The sequence below is a fragment of the Salinicola sp. MIT1003 genome (assembly GCF_001858555.1).
GTDB lineage: Bacteria > Pseudomonadota > Gammaproteobacteria > Pseudomonadales > Halomonadaceae > Salinicola > Salinicola salarius.
On the sequence record NZ_MCAP01000007.1, the window covers coordinates 12,998 to 31,476 of the forward strand.

21 protein-coding genes are annotated in these 18,479 nt (G+C 66.6%); 6 read left to right on the forward strand and 15 right to left on the reverse strand.

Annotation, left to right across the window (positions count from 1 at the left end; genetic code table 11):
* Positions 1–12: 12 nt before the first annotated feature.
* Positions 13–1,002, reverse strand: coding sequence for a D-2-hydroxyacid dehydrogenase (locus tag BC443_RS03420; protein ID WP_071230446.1), 990 nt, complete (start codon positions 1,000–1,002; stop codon positions 13–15).
* Between the two features lie 300 nt (positions 1,003–1,302).
* Here BC443_RS03420 and BC443_RS03425 point away from each other — a divergent pair, with 300 nt between their 5' ends.
* A complete protein-coding gene (locus BC443_RS03425; protein ID WP_071230447.1) occupies positions 1,303–1,875 on the forward strand; it encodes a histidine phosphatase family protein in 573 nt (190 codons plus the stop codon).
* 13 nt (positions 1,876–1,888) lie between these two features.
* On the opposite strand, the gene pyrC is transcribed toward BC443_RS03425, so the two are convergent.
* Together pyrC and BC443_RS03435 are read right to left on the reverse strand one after the other, a co-directional pair.
* Positions 1,889–2,938 (reverse strand): dihydroorotase, encoded by a 1,050-nt coding sequence (gene pyrC / locus BC443_RS03430; RefSeq protein ID WP_071230448.1) that lies wholly within the window; start codon positions 2,936–2,938, stop codon positions 1,889–1,891.
* Between the two features lie 82 nt (positions 2,939–3,020).
* A complete protein-coding gene (locus BC443_RS03435) occupies positions 3,021–4,223 on the reverse strand; it encodes an MFS transporter (protein WP_071230449.1) in 1,203 nt (400 codons plus the stop codon).
* 215 nt (positions 4,224–4,438) lie between these two features.
* On the opposite strand from BC443_RS03435, the gene gmk reads away from it, so the two are divergent.
* From gmk to thpR, 5 genes are all read left to right on the forward strand, one after another.
* Positions 4,439–5,113: a guanylate kinase gene (gmk, locus tag BC443_RS03440; RefSeq protein ID WP_071230450.1), complete on the forward strand. Its 675-nt coding sequence runs from the start codon at positions 4,439–4,441 to the stop codon at positions 5,111–5,113.
* A 196-nt stretch (positions 5,114–5,309) separates the two neighbouring features.
* A complete protein-coding gene (gene rpoZ, locus BC443_RS03445) occupies positions 5,310–5,567 on the forward strand; it encodes a DNA-directed RNA polymerase subunit omega (protein WP_071230451.1) in 258 nt (85 codons plus the stop codon).
* A gap of 123 nt (positions 5,568–5,690) precedes the next feature.
* Positions 5,691–7,850, forward strand: coding sequence for a RelA/SpoT family protein (locus BC443_RS03450; RefSeq protein ID WP_071230452.1), 2,160 nt, complete (start codon positions 5,691–5,693; stop codon positions 7,848–7,850).
* Positions 7,851–7,967: 117 nt separating this feature from the next.
* On the forward strand, positions 7,968–8,357 hold the full coding sequence (locus BC443_RS03455; RefSeq protein ID WP_071230453.1) for a RidA family protein: 390 nt from the start codon (positions 7,968–7,970) through the stop codon (positions 8,355–8,357).
* A gap of 37 nt (positions 8,358–8,394) precedes the next feature.
* Positions 8,395–8,910: an RNA 2',3'-cyclic phosphodiesterase gene (gene thpR / locus BC443_RS03460; protein ID WP_071230454.1), complete on the forward strand. Its 516-nt coding sequence runs from the start codon at positions 8,395–8,397 to the stop codon at positions 8,908–8,910.
* A gap of 2 nt (positions 8,911–8,912) precedes the next feature.
* Here thpR and BC443_RS03465 read toward each other — a convergent pair whose 3' ends face one another.
* The 12 genes from BC443_RS03465 to phnE form a co-directional block, all read right to left on the reverse strand.
* Positions 8,913–9,572 (reverse strand): DapH/DapD/GlmU-related protein, encoded by a 660-nt coding sequence (locus BC443_RS03465; protein WP_071230455.1) that lies wholly within the window; start codon positions 9,570–9,572, stop codon positions 8,913–8,915.
* Positions 9,573–9,581: 9 nt separating this feature from the next.
* Positions 9,582–10,361: a phosphonate metabolism protein PhnP gene (phnP, locus tag BC443_RS03470; protein WP_071230456.1), complete on the reverse strand. Its 780-nt coding sequence runs from the start codon at positions 10,359–10,361 to the stop codon at positions 9,582–9,584.
* A complete protein-coding gene (gene phnN / locus BC443_RS03475) occupies positions 10,358–10,909 on the reverse strand; it encodes a ribose 1,5-bisphosphokinase (protein ID WP_071230457.1) in 552 nt (183 codons plus the stop codon). Before phnN ends, phnP begins: the two co-directional genes overlap by 4 nt.
* A 25-nt stretch (positions 10,910–10,934) precedes the next feature.
* On the reverse strand, positions 10,935–12,083 hold the full coding sequence (locus tag BC443_RS03480) for an alpha-D-ribose 1-methylphosphonate 5-triphosphate diphosphatase (protein WP_071230458.1): 1,149 nt from the start codon (positions 12,081–12,083) through the stop codon (positions 10,935–10,937).
* Complete coding sequence (phnL, locus tag BC443_RS03485; RefSeq protein ID WP_071230459.1) at positions 12,080–12,847, reverse strand: phosphonate C-P lyase system protein PhnL; 768 nt, start codon at positions 12,845–12,847, stop codon at positions 12,080–12,082. Before phnL ends, BC443_RS03480 begins: the two co-directional genes overlap by 4 nt.
* 13 nt (positions 12,848–12,860) lie before the next feature.
* Positions 12,861–13,721 carry a phosphonate C-P lyase system protein PhnK gene (locus BC443_RS03490; RefSeq protein WP_071230460.1) on the reverse strand — a complete coding sequence of 287 codons (861 nt, stop codon included), beginning with the start codon at positions 13,719–13,721 and terminating at the stop codon, positions 12,861–12,863.
* A complete protein-coding gene (locus BC443_RS03495; protein ID WP_071230461.1) occupies positions 13,718–14,551 on the reverse strand; it encodes an alpha-D-ribose 1-methylphosphonate 5-phosphate C-P-lyase PhnJ in 834 nt (277 codons plus the stop codon). The genes BC443_RS03490 and BC443_RS03495 overlap by 4 nt, the downstream gene beginning before the upstream one ends.
* 1 nt (position 14,552) lies before the next feature.
* A complete protein-coding gene (locus BC443_RS03500) occupies positions 14,553–15,677 on the reverse strand; it encodes a carbon-phosphorus lyase complex subunit PhnI (RefSeq protein ID WP_071230462.1) in 1,125 nt (374 codons plus the stop codon).
* Positions 15,677–16,372, reverse strand: coding sequence for a phosphonate C-P lyase system protein PhnH (gene phnH / locus BC443_RS03505; RefSeq protein WP_247643207.1), 696 nt, complete (start codon positions 16,370–16,372; stop codon positions 15,677–15,679). The genes BC443_RS03500 and phnH overlap by 1 nt, the downstream gene beginning before the upstream one ends.
* 61 nt (positions 16,373–16,433) lie before the next feature.
* Positions 16,434–16,874 carry a phosphonate C-P lyase system protein PhnG gene (gene phnG / locus BC443_RS03510; RefSeq protein WP_071230463.1) on the reverse strand — a complete coding sequence of 147 codons (441 nt, stop codon included), beginning with the start codon at positions 16,872–16,874 and terminating at the stop codon, positions 16,434–16,436.
* A complete protein-coding gene (gene phnF / locus BC443_RS03515) occupies positions 16,871–17,626 on the reverse strand; it encodes a phosphonate metabolism transcriptional regulator PhnF (protein WP_170835841.1) in 756 nt (251 codons plus the stop codon). Before phnF ends, phnG begins: the two co-directional genes overlap by 4 nt.
* A 34-nt stretch (positions 17,627–17,660) precedes the next feature.
* Positions 17,661–18,455: a phosphonate ABC transporter, permease protein PhnE gene (gene phnE / locus BC443_RS03520; RefSeq protein ID WP_071230465.1), complete on the reverse strand. Its 795-nt coding sequence runs from the start codon at positions 18,453–18,455 to the stop codon at positions 17,661–17,663.
* Positions 18,456–18,479 lie beyond the last annotated feature (24 nt).

Here is an 18,479-nt window from a genome sequence, read left to right on the forward strand (position 1 = left end):
CTTCGATTTCGATCAGTAGCCCAGCGCCGTATCGACCCGATTCTCCAGTGGCCGGTCGTCCAGATAGCGCTCGACGTTGGCAAAGAAGAAACGCAGGCAGCGCGGCACGTAATCGGCGTCGTAGAGCCCGCTGTGCGGCGTGACGATCAGGTTGCGCGTGGTCCAGTAGGGCGAGTCCGCGGCCAGCGGCTCCTGGGGGAAGACATCCAGCACGGCGCCGCGCAGTTGCCCGGCTTCCAGCCGCTTCGCCAACGCCGCGACATCCAGCACCGGGCCGCGGCCGATGTTGATCACGCCGCCACGCGCGGGCATCGCCGCCAGTTCCGCCTCACCGACCACGTTGCGGGTCTCCGGCGTCAGCGGCAGCGTAATCAGCAGGAAGTCGGCGTTGGCCAGCGCGTCCTTCAACCGGCTCTGCGGCAGGCTGACATCGGCGAGCGGATGCGGCTTGCCCGAACGGCTGACGCCGATCACTTTCAGATCGAGCCGCTTGGCCGCCTCGGCCGCCGCGCTGCCCAGCGCGCCCATGCCCAGAATCACCACCGTCTTGCCGTCGATGGGTTCGATCGCGGTCTGCTCCCAGTGCTTCTCGCGCTGCTGGGTGACGAAATCCGGCAACCGGTTGTTGAGCATCAGCAGCGCGGTCATCGAGAACTCGCGGGCCCGCGCCTCGTGGTTGCCCTTGGCGTTGGTGACCAGCACATGGGCCGGTAGACGGTCCAGCGGCACCCGGTCCACCCCCGCGCTGGTGATATGGATCCATCGCAGGGCGGGCGCCCGTGCGGCGACGTCGGCGATATCCAGCGCACCGACCAGAATCAGCACCTCCGCCGTCGCCAGCGCGGCATCGAGGGCGGCCTCGTCGTGGCTGAAGCTCAGCGCGATACGCGACGACAGCCCCGCGAACTCGTTCAGAATGCCGAAGACGCGCTCGTCGGCGAAGTCCTTGGACTGCCGGAAATCGGGGTCGGTATAGATATGGATATCGAGAGCGGTGGACATGGGGCTCCTCGCGCGCGGTTCGCGGTGATGGGATCATGGAGGGCCGGATCGCCTACTGACCTGAGGTGATGAAATCCGGCCGTCATCCGATCCGACGGTTGTCATGTGCAGATCGTGTTATATGAATATCGTATCGTCTGAAGATCGTGTTGTATGACGATTGGCGAACCCGCAGTGTTACCGTAAAACCCCATAGCCGGCAAATCATCGCCCGACGAACCGACGAGAATCCCGTTCCGCCCATCCGGCGTCATGCCGTACCGCCCGTGCCAAAACAACCGTCATGCCAAAGGAACCGCCATGCCCGCCCTGATCCGTCGCCCCTTCGTTTTCCTCCGCCACGGCCAGAGTACCCGCAATCTCGAACGCCGGATCGGCGGCCAGCACGATGTGGCGCTGACGCCGCAGGGAGAGGAAGAAGCCCGGCGTGCACGGGCGCTGCTGGGCGATATCGACTGGTCGCTGGTGGCCGCGAGTCCGCTGCAGCGCGCCTACCGCACCGCCGAACTGGCACTGGGCCGCGCGCCGGATCGTGTCGTCGACGGGCTGATGGAGCGCCACTGGGGCGAGCTGGAAGGTCAGGCGATTCCGGAAACCATTCCCTACATGAGCACGCCGGCAGGCGGCGAGTCCTGGGAGGCGTTCGTCGAACGCATCGCCGATACGCTCAACGCGCTGCTCGAGGAAGCCGACACCCCGCTGATCGTCGGCCACTCCGGGCTGGTGCGCGCCGTGCGCTGGTTGACCCACGGCACGCCTGCCGGCCCCCGCTCCGCCAACGCCGTGCCGCTATGGATCGCCCCGGAAGGCACAGAGAAATGGACGATTCGGGCGTTGACGCCTGCCGATCTTCGCCAGCCCGCTCGCCCCTGATCCGCCTCGTCGCTCAGTCCACCGCCACCAACCAGGTCAGCGATTCGCCGGCCCGGTACGGTACGAAGGTGTTGTCGCCTTCGCCGACGGACTCGGCGACGGGTGTGGGTCGGCGCGTCAGCGTAACCGTGCCTTCATTGAGCGGCAGGCCGTAGAAGCGCGGGCCGTTCTCGGAACAGAAAGCTTCGAAGTGCTGGAGCGCATCTTCCTGCTCGAAAACGTCGGCATAGACCGAGAGCGCGGCTTCAGCGTTGAACACGCCGGCGCAGCCGCAGGATGTCTCCTTGGCGGCGGTGACGTGGGGCGCGGAGTCGGTGCCGAGGAAGAAGCGCGGATGGCCGCTGGCGACGGCCTTTCGCAGCGCCTGCTGGTGCTCCTGACGCTTGAGGATCGGCAGGCAGTAGAGGTGCGGGCGGATGCCGCCGACCAGCATGTCGTTGCGGTTCTGTGCCAGGTGCTGCGGCGTCAGCGTGGCGCCCAGGAACTCGTCGCCTTCCAGTACGAACTGGGCCGCTTCCTTGGTGGTGATGTGCTCGAAGACCACCTTCAGCTCGGGGAACTGGCGGCGGATGTCGGTCATCACCTCGTCGATGAAATGCTTCTCGCGATCGAAGATGTCGATCTCGCCACGCGTGACTTCGCCATGGATCAGCAGCGGCATGCCGATGCGCTGCATGACTTCGAGCAGCGGATAGACGTCCTGAATCCGCTTGACCCCGTGCTGGGAGTTGGTGGTGGCGTTGGCCGGATAGAGCTTGGCCGCGGTGAACAGGCCGTCGCCGTGACCACGCTCCAGCGTCTCGCGGGAGACACTCTCGTTGAGATAGCAGGTCATCAGCGGGGTGAAGTCGTGGCCGGCTGGAATCGCCGCCAGAATCCGCTCGCGGTAGGCGCTGGCCGCATCACAGGTGGTCACCGGCGGCACCAGGTTGGGCATGACGATGGCGCGGGCGAAGGTCCGGCTGGTGTAGGGGAGCACCGTCTTCAGCACCTCGCCGTCACGCAGGTGCAGGTGCCAGTCGTCGGGGCGGCGGATGCGAAGCGTGTCGGGCGAAGCGGTCATCGGAAACTCCTGGCAGTCGGTTGAGCGAATCGGCGCTCATGATACCAGAGACCGCCTCGCCGACATTCGCCTCGCGCCACGTCTAGGCGGACGCCTGGCGGCGGTTCCGGCGCAGCAGAAGCCACAGCGCCACGCAGCACAGTACCGCGACGAGCAGGTCGAACAGCAGCCCGGTCATCTTGAGGCTGAGAACGCTGCCGACGAGACCGATACCCACGACCGGCAGCGAGATGGCGATATAGGCCACGAAGAAGAAAGTGGAGACGACGGCCGCCTTGTGCTCGTCGGGGCTGGCCGCCGTCACCGCGCCCATTCCGGCACGGAAAGCGATGCCCTGGCCGATGCCAGCGACGATCGCGCCGATGATGAAGCCCGCCAGCTGCGCCGCGCCGATGCCCCAGGCGACGAAAAGCACGCCGATGAACAGCACCGCGCAGCCGGTCGGCAGGCGGCGCGTCTCGGGCAGACGCCCCTGCAGCATCTGGCCGACCGTGGACGCAATGAACAGAAGCCCGGCCACGAAGCCGATCAGCGCGTGATTGGTATAGCCCAGCACCTTGCCCAGAAAGGCCGGGGTCACCGCGGTGAAGAAGCCGCACACCATGAAGCCGGCGAAGGCGGCGATGGCCGCCGGCACGAACACGCCCCGCACTTCGGCGGGCACCTTGAGTTTCTGCACCCGCAGGCGAATCCGCTCGGGGCGCTTCACGGTTTCCGGCGCGCGCCAGATGCAGACCACCGCCATCAGCGCGAGCACCAAGTGGACGATATAGGGCAGCGCCAGCGGCATGGGGAAGAGCACCGCCAGCACGCCGGCCAGCATCGGTCCGAGGCCCAGACCGCCCATGTTGGCCGCGGTGGCGACGAGAGTGCCGACGCGCTGCCACGAATCCGGCATCAGCTCCATCACGGCGACGGTCGCCGTGCCGGTGAAGATGCCGGCGGAGACGCCCGACAGTACTCGCCCCGCCAGGATCATGCCCAGCCCGTCCGCGTGCCAGAACACCAGGTCGCTGATGATCGACGCCGCCAGGCCGGCAAACAGCAGCGGTCGCCGCCCGAGCTGATCGGACCAGCGTCCGGTGATCAACAGCGCCGCGATCACGCCGGCAGCGTAGACGGCGAAGATGATCGTGATCATCAACTGCGAGAAGCCCAGCTGCTGCTGATAGATGGGATAGAGCGGCGTCGGCAGCGTGGTGCCGATCATCGTCGCCGCGAAAGCCAGGGCAACCCCCAGAAATGGGCCGGCGCGGCGGGTTTCGGTAGCGTTCGAGGCGTTCATGGACGTCCTTGTCGGTTCGGCGCGGTCGCTGGCGGGAGCGAATGTAACGAATGGGGGAAGCAGTGTAGCCGATAGGATCCGCCCAATCCGCGCTGGTACCGGCGTTTTCGCCGCCACCTTCCGGCTGGCATCGCCGGGCATGGCGAGCTATCGGGGGCGTGGCGTTTCCGTGGCATAATAGGCCGCTTCATGCATTCCCGGACGGTCGTTCTGTCATGTCGCACGTTTCCCCGACGCCTCATACTCCTGCCGCCGAATTCGGCGCCGGTGCCCAGGGCACGCTCTACATCGTTTCCGCGCCCTCCGGCGCCGGCAAGACCAGCCTGGTGCGCGCCCTGCTCCAGCGCAACGCGGATATCGGCGTCTCGGTGTCTCATACCACGCGGGCGATGCGCCCTGGCGAGCAGGATGGCGTCAACTATCACTTCGTCAGTCAGCCCGAATTCGAGGCGATGGTCGAGCGTGGCGAGTTCTTCGAACATGCCTGGGTCTTCGACCGCCACTACGGCACCTCGCGGGTGGAGGTCGAGAAGCGCCTCGCCGTGGGCGAGGACGTGATCCTCGAGATCGACTGGCAGGGCGCCCAGCAGGTGCGCGCGCAGGCCCCCGATGCCGAATCGATCTTCATCCTGCCGCCCTCGCGGGCCGCGCTCCAGGAGCGGCTTTCCGGACGCGGCACCGACGACGAGGCGGTCATCGCGCGGCGCATGCGCGACGCGGTCAGCGAAATGTCGCATTACGACGAGTACGAGCACGTCATCATCAACGACGACTTCGAGCACGCGCTGAACGAGCTCGAGTGCATCGTCCATGCGCGCCGTTCACGGCTCGACAAGATGCAGGCACGCCACGCCGCCCTGCTCGAATCGTTGCTCAACGACGTCGACTGAGCGCTGCAGGGGAAATAACGGCCGCCCTGACACCGGTCGTCGCGGCGGGGCTGGCTGGCCGGAGTCGCGGCGGGGCTTTCTGGCTGGAGAGGGCGCGCTCTTGTCAGAGATCACGCAACTCCAGTAGACTGCTCGGTCCCGCAGACCCCGTATTCCGGGGCGCGTCTACCCATTTTTTGGCAGCAGGGCTACCATCATGGCACGAGTGACCGTCGAAGATTGTCTGGAACACATCGAGAACCGTTTCAAGCTGGTAATGATCTCGTCCCAGCGCGCCCGTCAGCTCGCGCGCGGCTCCCGCGATGCGCTGCTGCCGTGGGAAAACGACAAGCCGACCGTCATGGCACTGCGCGAGATCGCCACTGGCCAGATCGGCGACAGCATTCTCGACGAGCCGGTCGAAGCCGCACCGCCGCGTCCGCGCCCCGAGCCGACCCAAGAATACGATATCTGAACCAAGCTTCCGGCGTGACCTGTCTTCCGTGTCGTCGTCACGACCGCCACGGACCGGTTGCCGAACGGAATGTCGATAACGGGTTGTTAATCGGACCGTTAATTATAGAGGCAGGCGCGCCGCATGTTCACCATCGATGACCTGGCCGATCGCCTCGGCGGCTATCTCCCCGACGACGAGATTCAGCAGGTCAAGCGCGCCTTCTACTACGCCGAGCAGGCCCACGACGGCCAGCAGCGTCGCTCCGGCGAGCCTTACGTTACCCACCCGCTCGCCGTCGCCAATATCCTCGCCAACATGCACATGGACCATCAGAGCCTGATGGCCGCCATGTTGCACGACGTCATCGAGGACACCAGCGTCTCCCGGGAAGCGCTCGAAGCGCAGTTCGGCGAAGCCGTGGCGGAGCTGGTCGACGGCGTCTCGAAGCTGACCCAGATCACCTTCGAGGACAAGGCGGTCGCCCAGGCCGAGAATTTCCAGAAGATGGTCATGGCGATGTCCCGCGACATCCGCGTGATCATCGTCAAGCTCGCCGACCGCCTGCACAACATGCGCACACTCGGCGCGCTGCGCCCGGACAAGAAGCGCCGGATCGCCCGCGAAACGCTCGAGATCTACGCCCGAATCGCCGGGCGGCTGGGCATCAACACCATCCGCGTCGAGCTCGAGGATCTCTCGTTCCAGGCGATCCACCCGATGCGGTCCGAGCGTATCAAGCGCGCGGTGGCGAGCGCCCGCGGCAACCGCCGTTCGACCATGCGCCAGATCCAGACCAGCCTGCAGCGCCGGCTCGACGAGGACGACCTCACCGGCAGCGTGGTCGGGCGGCAGAAGCATCTGCTGTCGATCTATCGCAAGATGCACGACCAGCGCAAACCGTTCGCCGAGATCATGGACGTGTTCGGCTTCCGCATCATCACCGACAGCGTCGACAACTGCTATCGCGTGCTGGGCGCGGTGCACAATCTCTACAAGCCGGTGCCGGGGCGCTTCAAGGACTACATCGCGATCCCCAAGGCCAACGGCTACCAGAGCCTGCACACCACACTGTTCGGCCCCAGCGGCATGCCGATCGAGGTGCAGATCCGCACCCGCGAGATGGAAGCGATGGCCAACAACGGCATCGCCGCCCACTGGCTCTACAAGGCCGGCCAGACCGAACGGCCCATCGCCGCCGGCAGCCACGCCCGCGCCCGCGAATGGGTTCGCGGCCTGCTCGAGATGCAGCGCCACGCCGGCGACTCGCTGGAGTTCATCGAACACGTCAAGAACGACCTGTTCCCGGACGACGTCTACATCTTCACCCCCAAGGGCGACATCATGGAGTTGCCTCAGGGGGCGACGGCGGTCGACTTCGCCTACAGCGTGCACACCGATATCGGCAACAGCTGCATCGCCTGCCGCATCGATCGTCATCTGGCGCCGCTGTCGACCCCGCTGGAAAGCGGCCAGACGCTGGAGATCATCACCGCCCCCGGCGCGCGCCCCAACCTGGCCTGGCTCAATTTCGTGATCACTGCCAAGGCCCGCTCGGCGATTCGTCACGCCCTGAAGAGCCAGCAACGCAGCGAGGCGATCCAGCTCGGCCGCCGCCTGCTCAACCGCGCCTTGGGTAGCTTCGAGACCAGCCTGGAAAAACTGCCGCCGGAACGGCTCTCGGCGCTGCTGGACGAGCTGGAGCTCAAGACCGAAGACGATCTGCTCGAGACCATCGGCCTCGGCACCCGCCTGGCGCATACCACCGCGCGACGGCTGGTCACGAACGATCTTCCGGCCGAAACCAACGCCAGCGGCGAGCAGGACCTGGAACGGTTGCTGGCCGATTCACCGCACAACGGCCCGATCGTCATCAACGGCTCCGAGAGCATGGCGATCAGCTTTGCCCGCTGCTGCCACCCGCTACCGGGAGACCCGGTGATCGGGCACCTGTCGATCGGCAAGGGGATCGTCGTCCACCGTCACGAGTGTGGTAACCTCGACGAGTTGCGCGACGATCCCGACAAGCTGGTCTCGTTGACCTGGTCGAAGCACATCGATCAGGATTTCCCGGTCCCGCTGCGTATCGAAGTCGAGACCCGACGCGGCCTGATCGCCGAACTGGCCAGCCTGATCACCGATGCTGACGCCAATATCGAGCGCATCGGCATCGAAGAACGCGACGCCAGGCTCTCGATCGTCAACCTGACCATCCTGGTCAAGGGCCGCATTCATCTGGCGCGAATCATCAAGCGCCTGCGCAACCTGAATCACATCGGCCGCATCGTTCGCGCCCGAAACTGATCCGTGACGGCTGCCCCGCCGCGTCATGCGCGGCGGGGCAGCGTTTTTTCAAGATGTCATGTCATTAGAAAAGTATTCATGAAAAGGCACTGATTCAAAGAAACTGGAGGGTACGCCATGAGCAACAAAGCCGTGATCAACACCGACAACGCCCCGGCCGCCATCGGCCCTTATTCCCAGGCCATCAAGTCGGGTAACACCGTCTATCTTTCGGGCCAGATTCCGCTCGACCCCACCACCATGGAAATGGTCTCCGACGACTTCGAAGTGCAGGCCCGCCAGGTCTTCACCAATATGGCCGCCGTGTGCCAGGAAGCCGCCGGCTCGCTGCAGGATATCGTCAAGCTCAACCTCTACCTGACCGATCTCGACAACTTCGCCGTGGTCAACAAGGTGATGGAAGAGTTCTTCCAGCCGCCCTTCCCGGCCCGAGCCGCCGTCGGCGTCAAGCAGCTGCCCAAGGATAGCCAGGTGGAAGCCGAAGCAGTCATGGTCATCGGCGACTGAGCCGGCCTTGCGCCCCTGGTGACCGACCGGATCGTCGATGAGAAGACTCTTCTTCGCCCTCTGGCCCGACGACACCACTCGCCAGGCACTGGCCGACGAGGCCGAACGCCTGGCGCCACTCTGCGGCGGCTACCCGCTGCCCGCAGAGAACATGCACATCACGCTGGCATTTCTCGGCAATGTCGACGAAGCCCGGATCGCTCCCCTCGTGGCCCTCGCCCAGGGCTGGCCGGGGCTGCAGGGCGAGTGGACGCTGGATCGGCTAGGGCATTTCCCCCAGCCTCGCATCGTCTGGGCCGGCAGCCAGATGCCGAGCGACGCGCTACTGACGCTCGATGCCGAGCTCTGGCAGGCGCTGTCCCGCCACGGCTTCACCGCGCCGCAACGTGAATTCACCCCGCACGTCAGCCTGGTACGCCAGGCCGAACGTGCGGCACCCCAGTCACGGCTGCCCACGTCGATCCGCTGGCGCTTCGACCATCTCGCCCTGGTGGAGTCGCAGCTCGGCAACGGCGGCTCGCGCTATCGGACGCTGGCTGACAACATCAGCTGAGATCATGGCGATGGGCGCGACTCGCCCTCGGCGGCTTCGAGAAACGCCCCGGTATCGCCCTGGAACAGCGGCAGCATGCGGGCCAGACGCGCATGGGGCCAATCCCACCAGGCCAGCGCTTCCAGGCGTGCCGAGATTTCCGGATCCTCGAAGCGGGGCCGCAGCGGACGAGCGGGGTTGCCGACAACGATGGTGTAGGCGTCAACGTTCTTGGTCACCACACTGCCAGCACCGACGATGGCGCCATTGCCGATGGTGATGCCGGGCAGCACGATGGCACCGTGGCCGATCCAGACATCGTGACCGATCACGACACGATCCTCGGCGCGCCAGTCGAAGATCCGGTCGTCGACGCCCTGGTCGCTGCCGGCGAAGCCGAACTTGCCGGGGCGGTAGCTGAAATGGTGCAGCGTCGGCCGCCACCAGGGGTGATTGCTGGGATTGATACGCACGCTGGAGGCGATCGACGTGAATCTGCCAATCTCGGTGAACATCAGGTCGCAATCGCGCTCGACATAGCTGTAGTCGCCGAGCGTGACGTGGTTGAAGACGCAGCGATCGCCCACCTCGGTCCAGGCGCCCAGGCGACTCTCGTGGAGTTTCGCCGTGGGCGCGCCGGTGGGGGCGGCGCTCAAGCGTCGGGAAGCGGGCTGTGAAGACATGAATCCCTCTCAGAAAAGAATGTCGCTGCCATCGGCGGCCAACTCCACGCCTTCCGGCAGGGTTCGCGACGTTGCTAAGAAGTCGGCGTCCAGTTCGTGACTGATGTGCGTCAGCCAGGCCCGCGCTGGCGGCAGTCGCTCGATGATCTCCAGCGCCATGCTGACGTTGTTGTGGTTGCGGGGCGCGGCGTGAGACTCCGGGTGCGGGGAGTTATAAGAATCCGGATGGGTGGCATCGATCACCACACCATGCGGCCGCCATTCGGTCAGGAAGCGTTCGGTGGCGCCGGGCAAGCCCACGGTATCGCACAACCAGGCCAGCCGATTGACGCCGTCGGAGATCGCGTAGCCCAGCGTCGGCTTGCTGTGATTCAGCGGCAGCGGCGTGACCTCGAGCCGGCCCAGCTGCAAGGGCCGAAACGGCTTCAGGCCGGGTTGGAAGTCGAGAATGCCGGGGTTCTTGTGCAAGTCGGCACAGCCTTGAGGATCTTTGGGACCGTAGACCGGAATCGATTCGCCCCGGCCCCAGCGCAGATGCAACAGCCCCTGCACATGATCGGCGTGATAGTGGGTCAACAGGATGGCGGCCGGGCGCTGGCGCTCGCAGCGGGCGGCCAGATCCATGCGGCCGGCGTCGATCAGGATCAGATCGCCATCGAGTTCGATCTCGCCGCAACAGGGCTCGCGGCGGTGGCAGCTCAGCAGCCGCGCGCGCTGGCAGGCCAGGCAGTCGCAGCCGAAACAAGGCACCTGGGCGCTGTCGCCGGTGCCGGCGAAGCGCAGCTTCACGCCGGACCGTCCGCTACAGGCGTGGCGTCGAGCCAGGCTTCGAGCGCCTTCACGCCATGCGCCAGCTCGCCGCCGTTGTCGATACGCGCAATATCGCTCAGCGCATCCTCACCGCCGCCGCGCGCCAGCCGCGCCTCGATCTCGGCCAGCGTCTCGCGCCCGCGAGCGATCAGACGCCGGCGCAGCACCTCGGCATCCGCCACGACCAGAACCGGCATCAGGGCCGCGCCGAAGCGTTGACGGGCGCGCTCCAGCGCTCGCCGGCTGCCGTTGAGCACCACCGTATGCCCCGCCGCCAGCCACGCTTCGATCTCGATGCCGACGCCGTAATCGAGCCCATGTGCGCTCCATGAAAGGCAGAACAGCCCCTGCTCCCGCCGCCAGTGGAATGCCTCGCGGGAGAGTTCGATACAGTTCTCCGCCCCGCCGCTGGCGCGCGTGATGTAGCGATGCGCCACCAGCGCGTCCGGGCGCCGTCGTGCCAGCTCGCGCAGCAGGCTGTCCTTGCCGACGCCGCTGGCGCCCATGACGTAGATCAGACGCGACATCTCGGACCTCTCGAAAAATACGCCATCAATGGATCTGCCTACCCGCAGACCAAACCCGCTGCACCACCGGATGATCGTCGATCAATCGCACCCGCAGCAGATCGGCACGCAGCCCCGGCGCCAGGCGCCCACGATCGGTCAGGCCTACCGCTTCGGCCGGTATGCGTGTCGCGGTGGCGACCGCCCGGGGCAGTGCGTAGCCGTTCTCCATCGCCGCCACCCGGAATACGGCATCGAGCAGCGCCGCCGGATAGTAGTCCGACGACAGGATATCCAGCACGCCCAGCTCGACGAGTTCGGCGGCGGCGATGTTGCCGGAATGGGAACCGCCGCGAACCACGTTGGGTGCGCCCATCATCACCGCCATGCCAGCGCGGTGGGAGGCCTCCGCCGCTTCGCGGGTGGTGGGGAACTCCGCGACCCGGGTGCCGTATTCATGGCTTTCGACGACGTGCTCGACGGTGGCGTCGTCGTGGCTGGCGATCGCCAGGCCGCGTTCGCGACAGCTGGCCGCGATGGCGCGTCGATGCTCGGCGCTGTAGCGCTGGCTGTTGTCGATCTGGGTCGCCATGAAGGCATTCATCGCCGCGTCATCGAGCTGGTACTTGCCCTGATAGTAGACGCGATACGCCTCGAGGCTGGCGAACTGGCGTTGGCCGGGGGCGTGATCCATCAGCGAGACCAAGCCCAGCAATGGTGATGACGACAGCTCGTTGAACCGTACCAGCGTGTTCGGGTGACTGACCTCGCAGCGCAGGTGCAGACGATGATCGACCCGCGCCAGACCGTCGTGAACGATCTGCGAGAGAGCGTGGCACATCTCGTCCAGCGCCCGGTGGCGCATGCTCTGCTCGTCGACGTCACCGATCGAGACCGCATCGAACACGGTGGTGATGCCGCTGGCCGCCATCTGGGCGTCGTGGGCCAGCGCCGCCTGACGTCCCGGCCATTCGACCTTGGGTCGCGGCTGGAAATACTTTTCCATGTTGTCGGTGTGCAGCTCGACCAGCCCTGGCAGCAGCGTGTCGCCTTCGCAATCGACGGCGCCCCCGGTCTGGCTCGCGCCATGGTCGATGGCGGCGATCCGGCCGTCGCGGATCACCAGCGTGCCGTCGATCACCTCGTCGTCGAGCACCAGCCTGGCGTTGGTCAGTACCTGTTCCTGCGTGCTCATGACAGCGTCTCCTGAGTGTTCTGGGTAACGGAAGCGCGGGCGCCGAGACTATCGTCCAGCGGCAGCAGGCGATCGGCGACGCGCTCGCGCACGTCCTCGTCGTGGAAAATGCCGAGCATCGCCGCGCCGCGGGCCTTGGCCTCGCCGATCAGGGTGATCACCACGTCGCGATTGGTGGCGTCCAGCGACGCGGTGGGTTCGTCGAGCAGCAGCAGCGGATGCTCGCCGATGAAGCCGCGGGCGATGTTGACGCGCTGCTGCTCGCCGCCGGAGAAGGTGCCGGGCGGCAGCTGCCACAGTCGCTCGGGCAGGTTGAGCCGGGCCAGCAGCGTCTCGGCGCGCTGGCGGGCCTCGTTTTCGTCGGCACCACGCGCCAGCAGCGGCTCCATCACCACATCGACGGCGGCGACCCGCGGTACCACGCGCAGAAACTGGCTGACGTAGCCGATCACGTCCCGGCGCAGGCCGTGCCAGGCGTAGGCCGGCAACGTCTCGAGGTCGAGTTCGCCATCCTCGAAATGCAGCCGGATGTGCCCGCGGTCGATGCGATAGTCGCCGTGAAGCATCTTCAGCAGCGTGCTCTTGCCGATACCGCTGCGACCGGCAAGCACCAGGCATTCGCCGGCGTCGAGGGTCAGCGAGAGATCGCGCATCACGTCGATCTCGAGCCCGCCCTGGCCGTGCAGCAGGAACCGTTTGTGCAGCCCATCCACCGTGAGGCGAGGTCGGGCGCGTTTCGGGGAAGCGCTAGTCTCGGAAAGCATCGGAATTCCTCCCTCAAGGTGTCAGCACGGATGAAACCAGCAGCTGCGTATACGCGTGCTGCGGATCGTCGAGGATCTGGTCGGTAAGGCCGGCCTCGACCACCTGGCCGCGGCGCATCACCATCAGGCGGTGAGCGAGCAGGCGCGCCACGGCGAGGTCGTGGGTGACCAGCACCACCGAAAGGCCCAGTTGGCGTACCAGCGTGCGCAGCATGTCGAGCAGGCGCGCCTGCACCGAGACGTCGAGCCCGCCGGTGGGCTCGTCCATGAACACAAGACGCGGCCGGGTGACCAGGGTGCGGGCGATCTGCAGGCGCTGCTGCATGCCGCCGGAGAAGGTGCGCGGGGCGTCGTCGATACGACCGGGGTCGAGCTCGACCTGGCGCATCCACTCCTGGCCGGTGGCACGCAACTGACCGTAGTGGCGCTGGCCCTGGGCCATCAGCCGCTCGCCGATATTGGCCCCGGCGGAAACGCCCATCCGCAGGCCATCGCGGGGGTTCTGGTGCACCAGCCCCCATTCGAGACGCAGCAGTGCTCGACGCCGTGCCTCGCCGATGGCGTAGAGATCGAGCTCGGCCTCATCCCTCTCCAACTCTCCCTTATCCAGCACGTCTTCTCCGGCGCCGGCTCGAGCGGCTTCGGACTCGTGAATAGCCCTTCGATAGACCACGCGTCCCGCATCGGGCGCTTCCATCCCGGCGAGCACGCGCAACAGCGTCGACTTGCCGGAGCCGGATTCGCCGACGATGCCCAGCACCTCGCCGGCATGCAGTTGAAAATCGATCGCCTCGCAGCCCTTGCCGGGACCGTAGAGGCGGGTGATGTCCTGAACGTCCAGCAGGACCGGGCGCTCCAGTGCCGGCTTCTTCATGCCACCTCTCCCCGTCGCGTCTGGCAGTAGTCGGTATCGGAGCAGACGAACATCCGCCCGCCCTTGTCATCGGTGATCACTTCGTCGAGATAGCTGTGATCGCTGCCGCACAGCGCACAGGTGTGCTCCCAGCTCTGGACCTCGAACGGATGGTCCTCGAAGTCGAGGCTCTCGACCCGGGTGTAGGGCGGGATCGCGTAAAGCCGCTTCTCGCGACCGGCGCCGAACAGCATCAGCGCCGGGTTGCCGTCGAGCTTGGGGTTGTCGAACTTGGGGATCGGCGACGGGTCCATCACGTAGCGCCCGTCCACCTTGACCGGGTAGGCGTAGGTGGTGGCGATATGGCCGTAGCGGGCGATGTCCTCGTAGAGCTTGACGTGCATCACGCCGTACTCCTCCAGCGCGTGCATCAGCCGCGTCTCCTGCTCGCTGGGCTCGATGAAGCGCAGCGGCTCGGGAATCGGCACCTGGAACACCAGGATCTGGCCGCTTCGCAGCGGCGTCTCGGGAATCCGGTGGCGGGTCTGGATGACGTCCGCCGCGGTGGTGGCGGTGGTGGTCTCGACGCCGGCCACGCGCTGGAAGAAGTGGCGGATACTGACCGCATTGGTGGTGTCGTCGGCACCCTGGTCGATCACCTTGAGAATGTCGTAGGCACCGAGAATGCTCGCGGTGAGCTGCACACCGCCGGTGCCCCAGCCGTAGGGCATCGGCATCTCGCGTCCGCCGAACGGTACCTGATAGCCGGGAATCGCCACCCCCTTGAGCAGCGCGCGGCGGATCATCCTTTTGGTTTGTTCGTCCAAATACGCGAAGTTATAACCGTCCACGTTAGCGCTCCTCCTGCTGGGGGCTGGCGGTGTCGCGGGTGCCGTCGAGTTCAGCCTGGCGTGCGGCATGCTCGCGTCGCAGACGGCGCAGCAGATCGAGCTCGGACTGGAAGTCGACGTAGTGCGGCAGTTTCAGGTGCGAGACGAAGCCGGAGGCGTCGACGCTGTCGGCGTGGGCCAGCACGAACTCCGCCTGCTGGGCGGGGCCGATGATCGGCTCGCCCAGCTCCTCGGCGCGCAGGGCGCGATCGACCAGCGCCATCGCCATGGTCTTGCGCTCGTTGTGGCCGAAGGCGAGGCCGTAACCGCGCGTGAACTGCGGTGCGGCCTCGCGCGAGCCGCCGAACTGGTTGATCATCTGGCACTCGCTCAACGCGATCTCGCCGACGCAGATCGTCTCGTCCCACTCGTCGACGTGGATCTCGACCTCCACCTGACCCAGGCGAATCTCGCCGGCAAACGGGTGGTTGCGGCCGTAGCCGCGCTGGGTGGAGTACCCCAGCGCCAGCAGGTAGCCCTCGTCGCCGCGGGCCAGCATCTGCAGCCGGGCGGCACGGTCCATCGGGTAATCGGGCGGATCGCGGGTGATGTCCGCAGGCTCACTGCCGTCGTCGATCTCCTGCTCCACCAGGCCTTCGTCGTTGAGCAGCTCCAGAATCTGCGGGCACGCCTCGGCTTCGGTAACCTCTTCGCGAATCTCGGCGGCCGGCACCTCGGCCCCGGCCAACTGCAGGAAGTCGAGCAGGCGGTGGGTGTAGTCGTAGGTCGGCCCCAGAATCTGGCCGCCGGGGATGTCCTTGTAGGTGGCGCTGATGCGGCGCTCGATGCGCATGCTGGCGGTGTCGAGCGGCTCGCTGACCGCCAGTCGCGGCAGCGTGGTGCGATAGGCGCGCAGCAGGAACACGGCTTCGGTGAGATCGCCGCTGGCCTGCTTGAATGCGAGCGCGGCGAGTTCGGGATCGTAGAGCGAGGCTTCGCTCATCACCCGGTCGACGGCCAGCCGCAGCTGGTCACCGACCTGGGCGACCTCCAGTTCCGGGCGATCGCGATCGCCGCGGCGGCGGTCGGCCAGCCAGCGATGGGCGTTGGCAATCGCCTGCTCGCCTCCCTTGACGGCTACGTACATCAGTTCGTCTCCTGAGAATCGGCGCGAGCCTCGACACTCGCAATTCGGGTGCTGCGGGGAATCGCCGCCAGCTGCGCGCCGCAGCCGAAGATGGCGTCCAGCCCCTGCGGAAAGCTGGCACGGTTGCCGGCCAGGCGAGTCATCAGTGCCCGGCAGCCGGCGCCGTCACCGATATCGAGCACCCGCGACTCGGCGATGCCGGGGCCGCTGAGCCGCCAGCCGTGGTCTGCGTCGTCGGCACCGTTCGAATCGTTTTCCAGCCGCTCGACGGCGACCAGCAGCGTGGTACCGCGATCGGGATAGGTGTCGCTGCCCACCGCGAAAGGTGTCTGCGGATCGAAGGACTCGTGGGTCAGCAGCGCGAAATCGGCACTCGCCGGGTCATCGGTGATTCGCGCGCCGGTGTGGAAGGTCAGCGCCTCGCGCAGGGCCGGCGAGTCGAGGTCGGCGGCGATCCAGACGCGTGTCTCGAGGTCGCAAAGCGTCAGCACCACGCCCCACAGTGCGGCGCCCAGCGCGTCACTCGGCGCCACCTGGGGCGGTGCCGGCAGTGCCAGCGTGGTCAGCGTGCCCGGCTCGGAAAGCGCGCCGAGAATCTGGCGAAACAGACGCTGACTGTCGTGGGCGGGGTCGGCCAGCCCAGGCCAGACGAGATCCCTCGTCGTTTCCGTCTTTACCGTCATTGCTTTGTCCATCGTCACTTTCTCCATCGTCATTCGCCCGTGCTCACTCGCCACGTACCTATTCACCACGTACCTATTCACCACGTACGAGGGTGAAGAAGTCGACGCGGGTGGCGGCGGCGGTGGCGGCATCGCGGCGCTGACGCTCGGCCAGTTCCTCGGCCAACGGCGCGAGCACGTGCGTCTCGAGCTTCTGCTGCCATTCGGTGTGCTGGGCGACGGCATCGGCCAGTGCGATCAGCTCGGCGTGGCGGTGGTCACGGCCCCGTACCCAGCCGTGGCCGAGGGTGCCGTCGTCGAGGGCGACGCTGGCGCGGGTCAGGGTCATCTCGCCGAGATGGAAGGCGTTGCCGGTACCGCCGGTGCGGCCCTTGAGCATCGCCATGCCGGCTTCCGGGCCGCGTACGCAGCGGTGTGCGGGCACTGCATCGAGCGCCGTCCAGCACGCCTCGATTCGCTCGCGGGTAGAGAGCGCCAGCAGCCGCTGACGCGCGCCTCGTGATGTGTCGTTCATGACGCAACCTCGTCGGTGTCGAAATCCATGGGGTCGATGTCGAAATCAACGTGATAGGAGAGCCGGTCGGCACGCGCCCGGCCCATCGAGATTTCCACCAGCGCGCCGTCGGCATCGGTGTTTTCGCTGGTCATCAGCAGCAGCGGTGCGTTGAGCGGACACTGCAGCCAGCGGGCGTCGTCGCGGGTGGCGGTTGCGGCATCGATGCGCACCCGGCGCCGGTGAAGCCGCAGGCCATAGTGCTGACCCAGCAGGGCGCGGGTGGAACCGCCGCGATAGCGCTCCAGCCAGCCCGGCACGCGCTCGGGATCGAACCAGTGGCGCAGCCGCATCAGCGGGGCATCGTCGACGTAGCGCACGGTATCGACCCGCAGCAGCGGCTCGTCGGCGGGGCGGCCGAAACGCAGCGCGATCGCCTCGGGGGGCGTCTCGAGCCCCTGTTCGAGACAGCAGGTATTCGAAGGCAGACCGAGGCCGGCCAGATTCTGGGTCACCTTGCTGCCGGCGCTGACGGCGTAGTCGAGGCGACGATCGACCACCTGGGTGCCGCGTCCCTGGTGGCGCGTCACCAGGCCGGCGGCGACCAGCTCGTCCAGCGCCCGGCGTACCGTGTGGCGATTGACCGCGAAGCGCTTGGCCAACTGGGCCTCGGTCGGCAGCAGATCGCCGGGGGCGTAGTCGGCGCGCACTTCGCGCACCAGCACTTCGGCCAGTTCGCGGTAGCGCGGCATCGTCAAAATTTGTCTAGACATCATCGGACCCAAAAAACCGGGGGAAGCCCCGGCATCAGATGAAGCGTTTGCGAACACGCTGCGACGCCATATCGAGCAAAGTGACGGCAACGATGATCACCAGCATGATCGTGGCGGTCTCGGTGTACTGGAATCCGCGCATGGTCTCCCACAGCGAGACGCCGATTCCGCCGCCGCCGACCATGCCGAGCACCGTGGCGGAGCGAATGTTGGACTCGAAGCGGTACAGGCTGACCGAAATCCACAGCGGCAGAACCTGGGGGATCAGGCCGAAGATAATCTCTTCCAGTCGCCCGGCGCCGGTGACGCGAACGCCTTCCATCGGCCCGGCATCGGTGGCTTCCACCGCTTCCGAGAACAGCTTGGCGAGCACGCCGGTGGTGTGGACGAACAGCGCCATGGTGCCGGCGAACGGCCCCAGGCCGACGGCGACCACGAACAGCATCGCGAACACCAGTTCGTTGATCGCGCGGCACGCATCCATCAGGCGTCGTACCGGCTGGTTGATCCACCACGGCGCTAGGTTGTCCGAGGAGAGCAGGCCGAACGGGATGGCGAACAGCACCGCCAGCAGCGTGCCCCAGATCGCGATCTGGATGGTCACCAGCATCTGGTCGATGTAGTGATCGAGACTGCCGAAGGTCGGCGGCACGAAGTCGGCGGCGAGCGTGGCCATGTTGCCGGCGTTGCTGACCAGCAGGCCCGGGGCCATTTCGGCGCCCTGCCAGGCCCAGCCGAGCACGCCTGCGGCAACCGCCCAGCCTAGCAGCGTGGTCCAGCTGCGCTTGCCGGCGCGGGCTTGCATGTCGAGGGAAGAGGCGCTTTGCATGTGCGTTGTCCTGACGAAGAGATC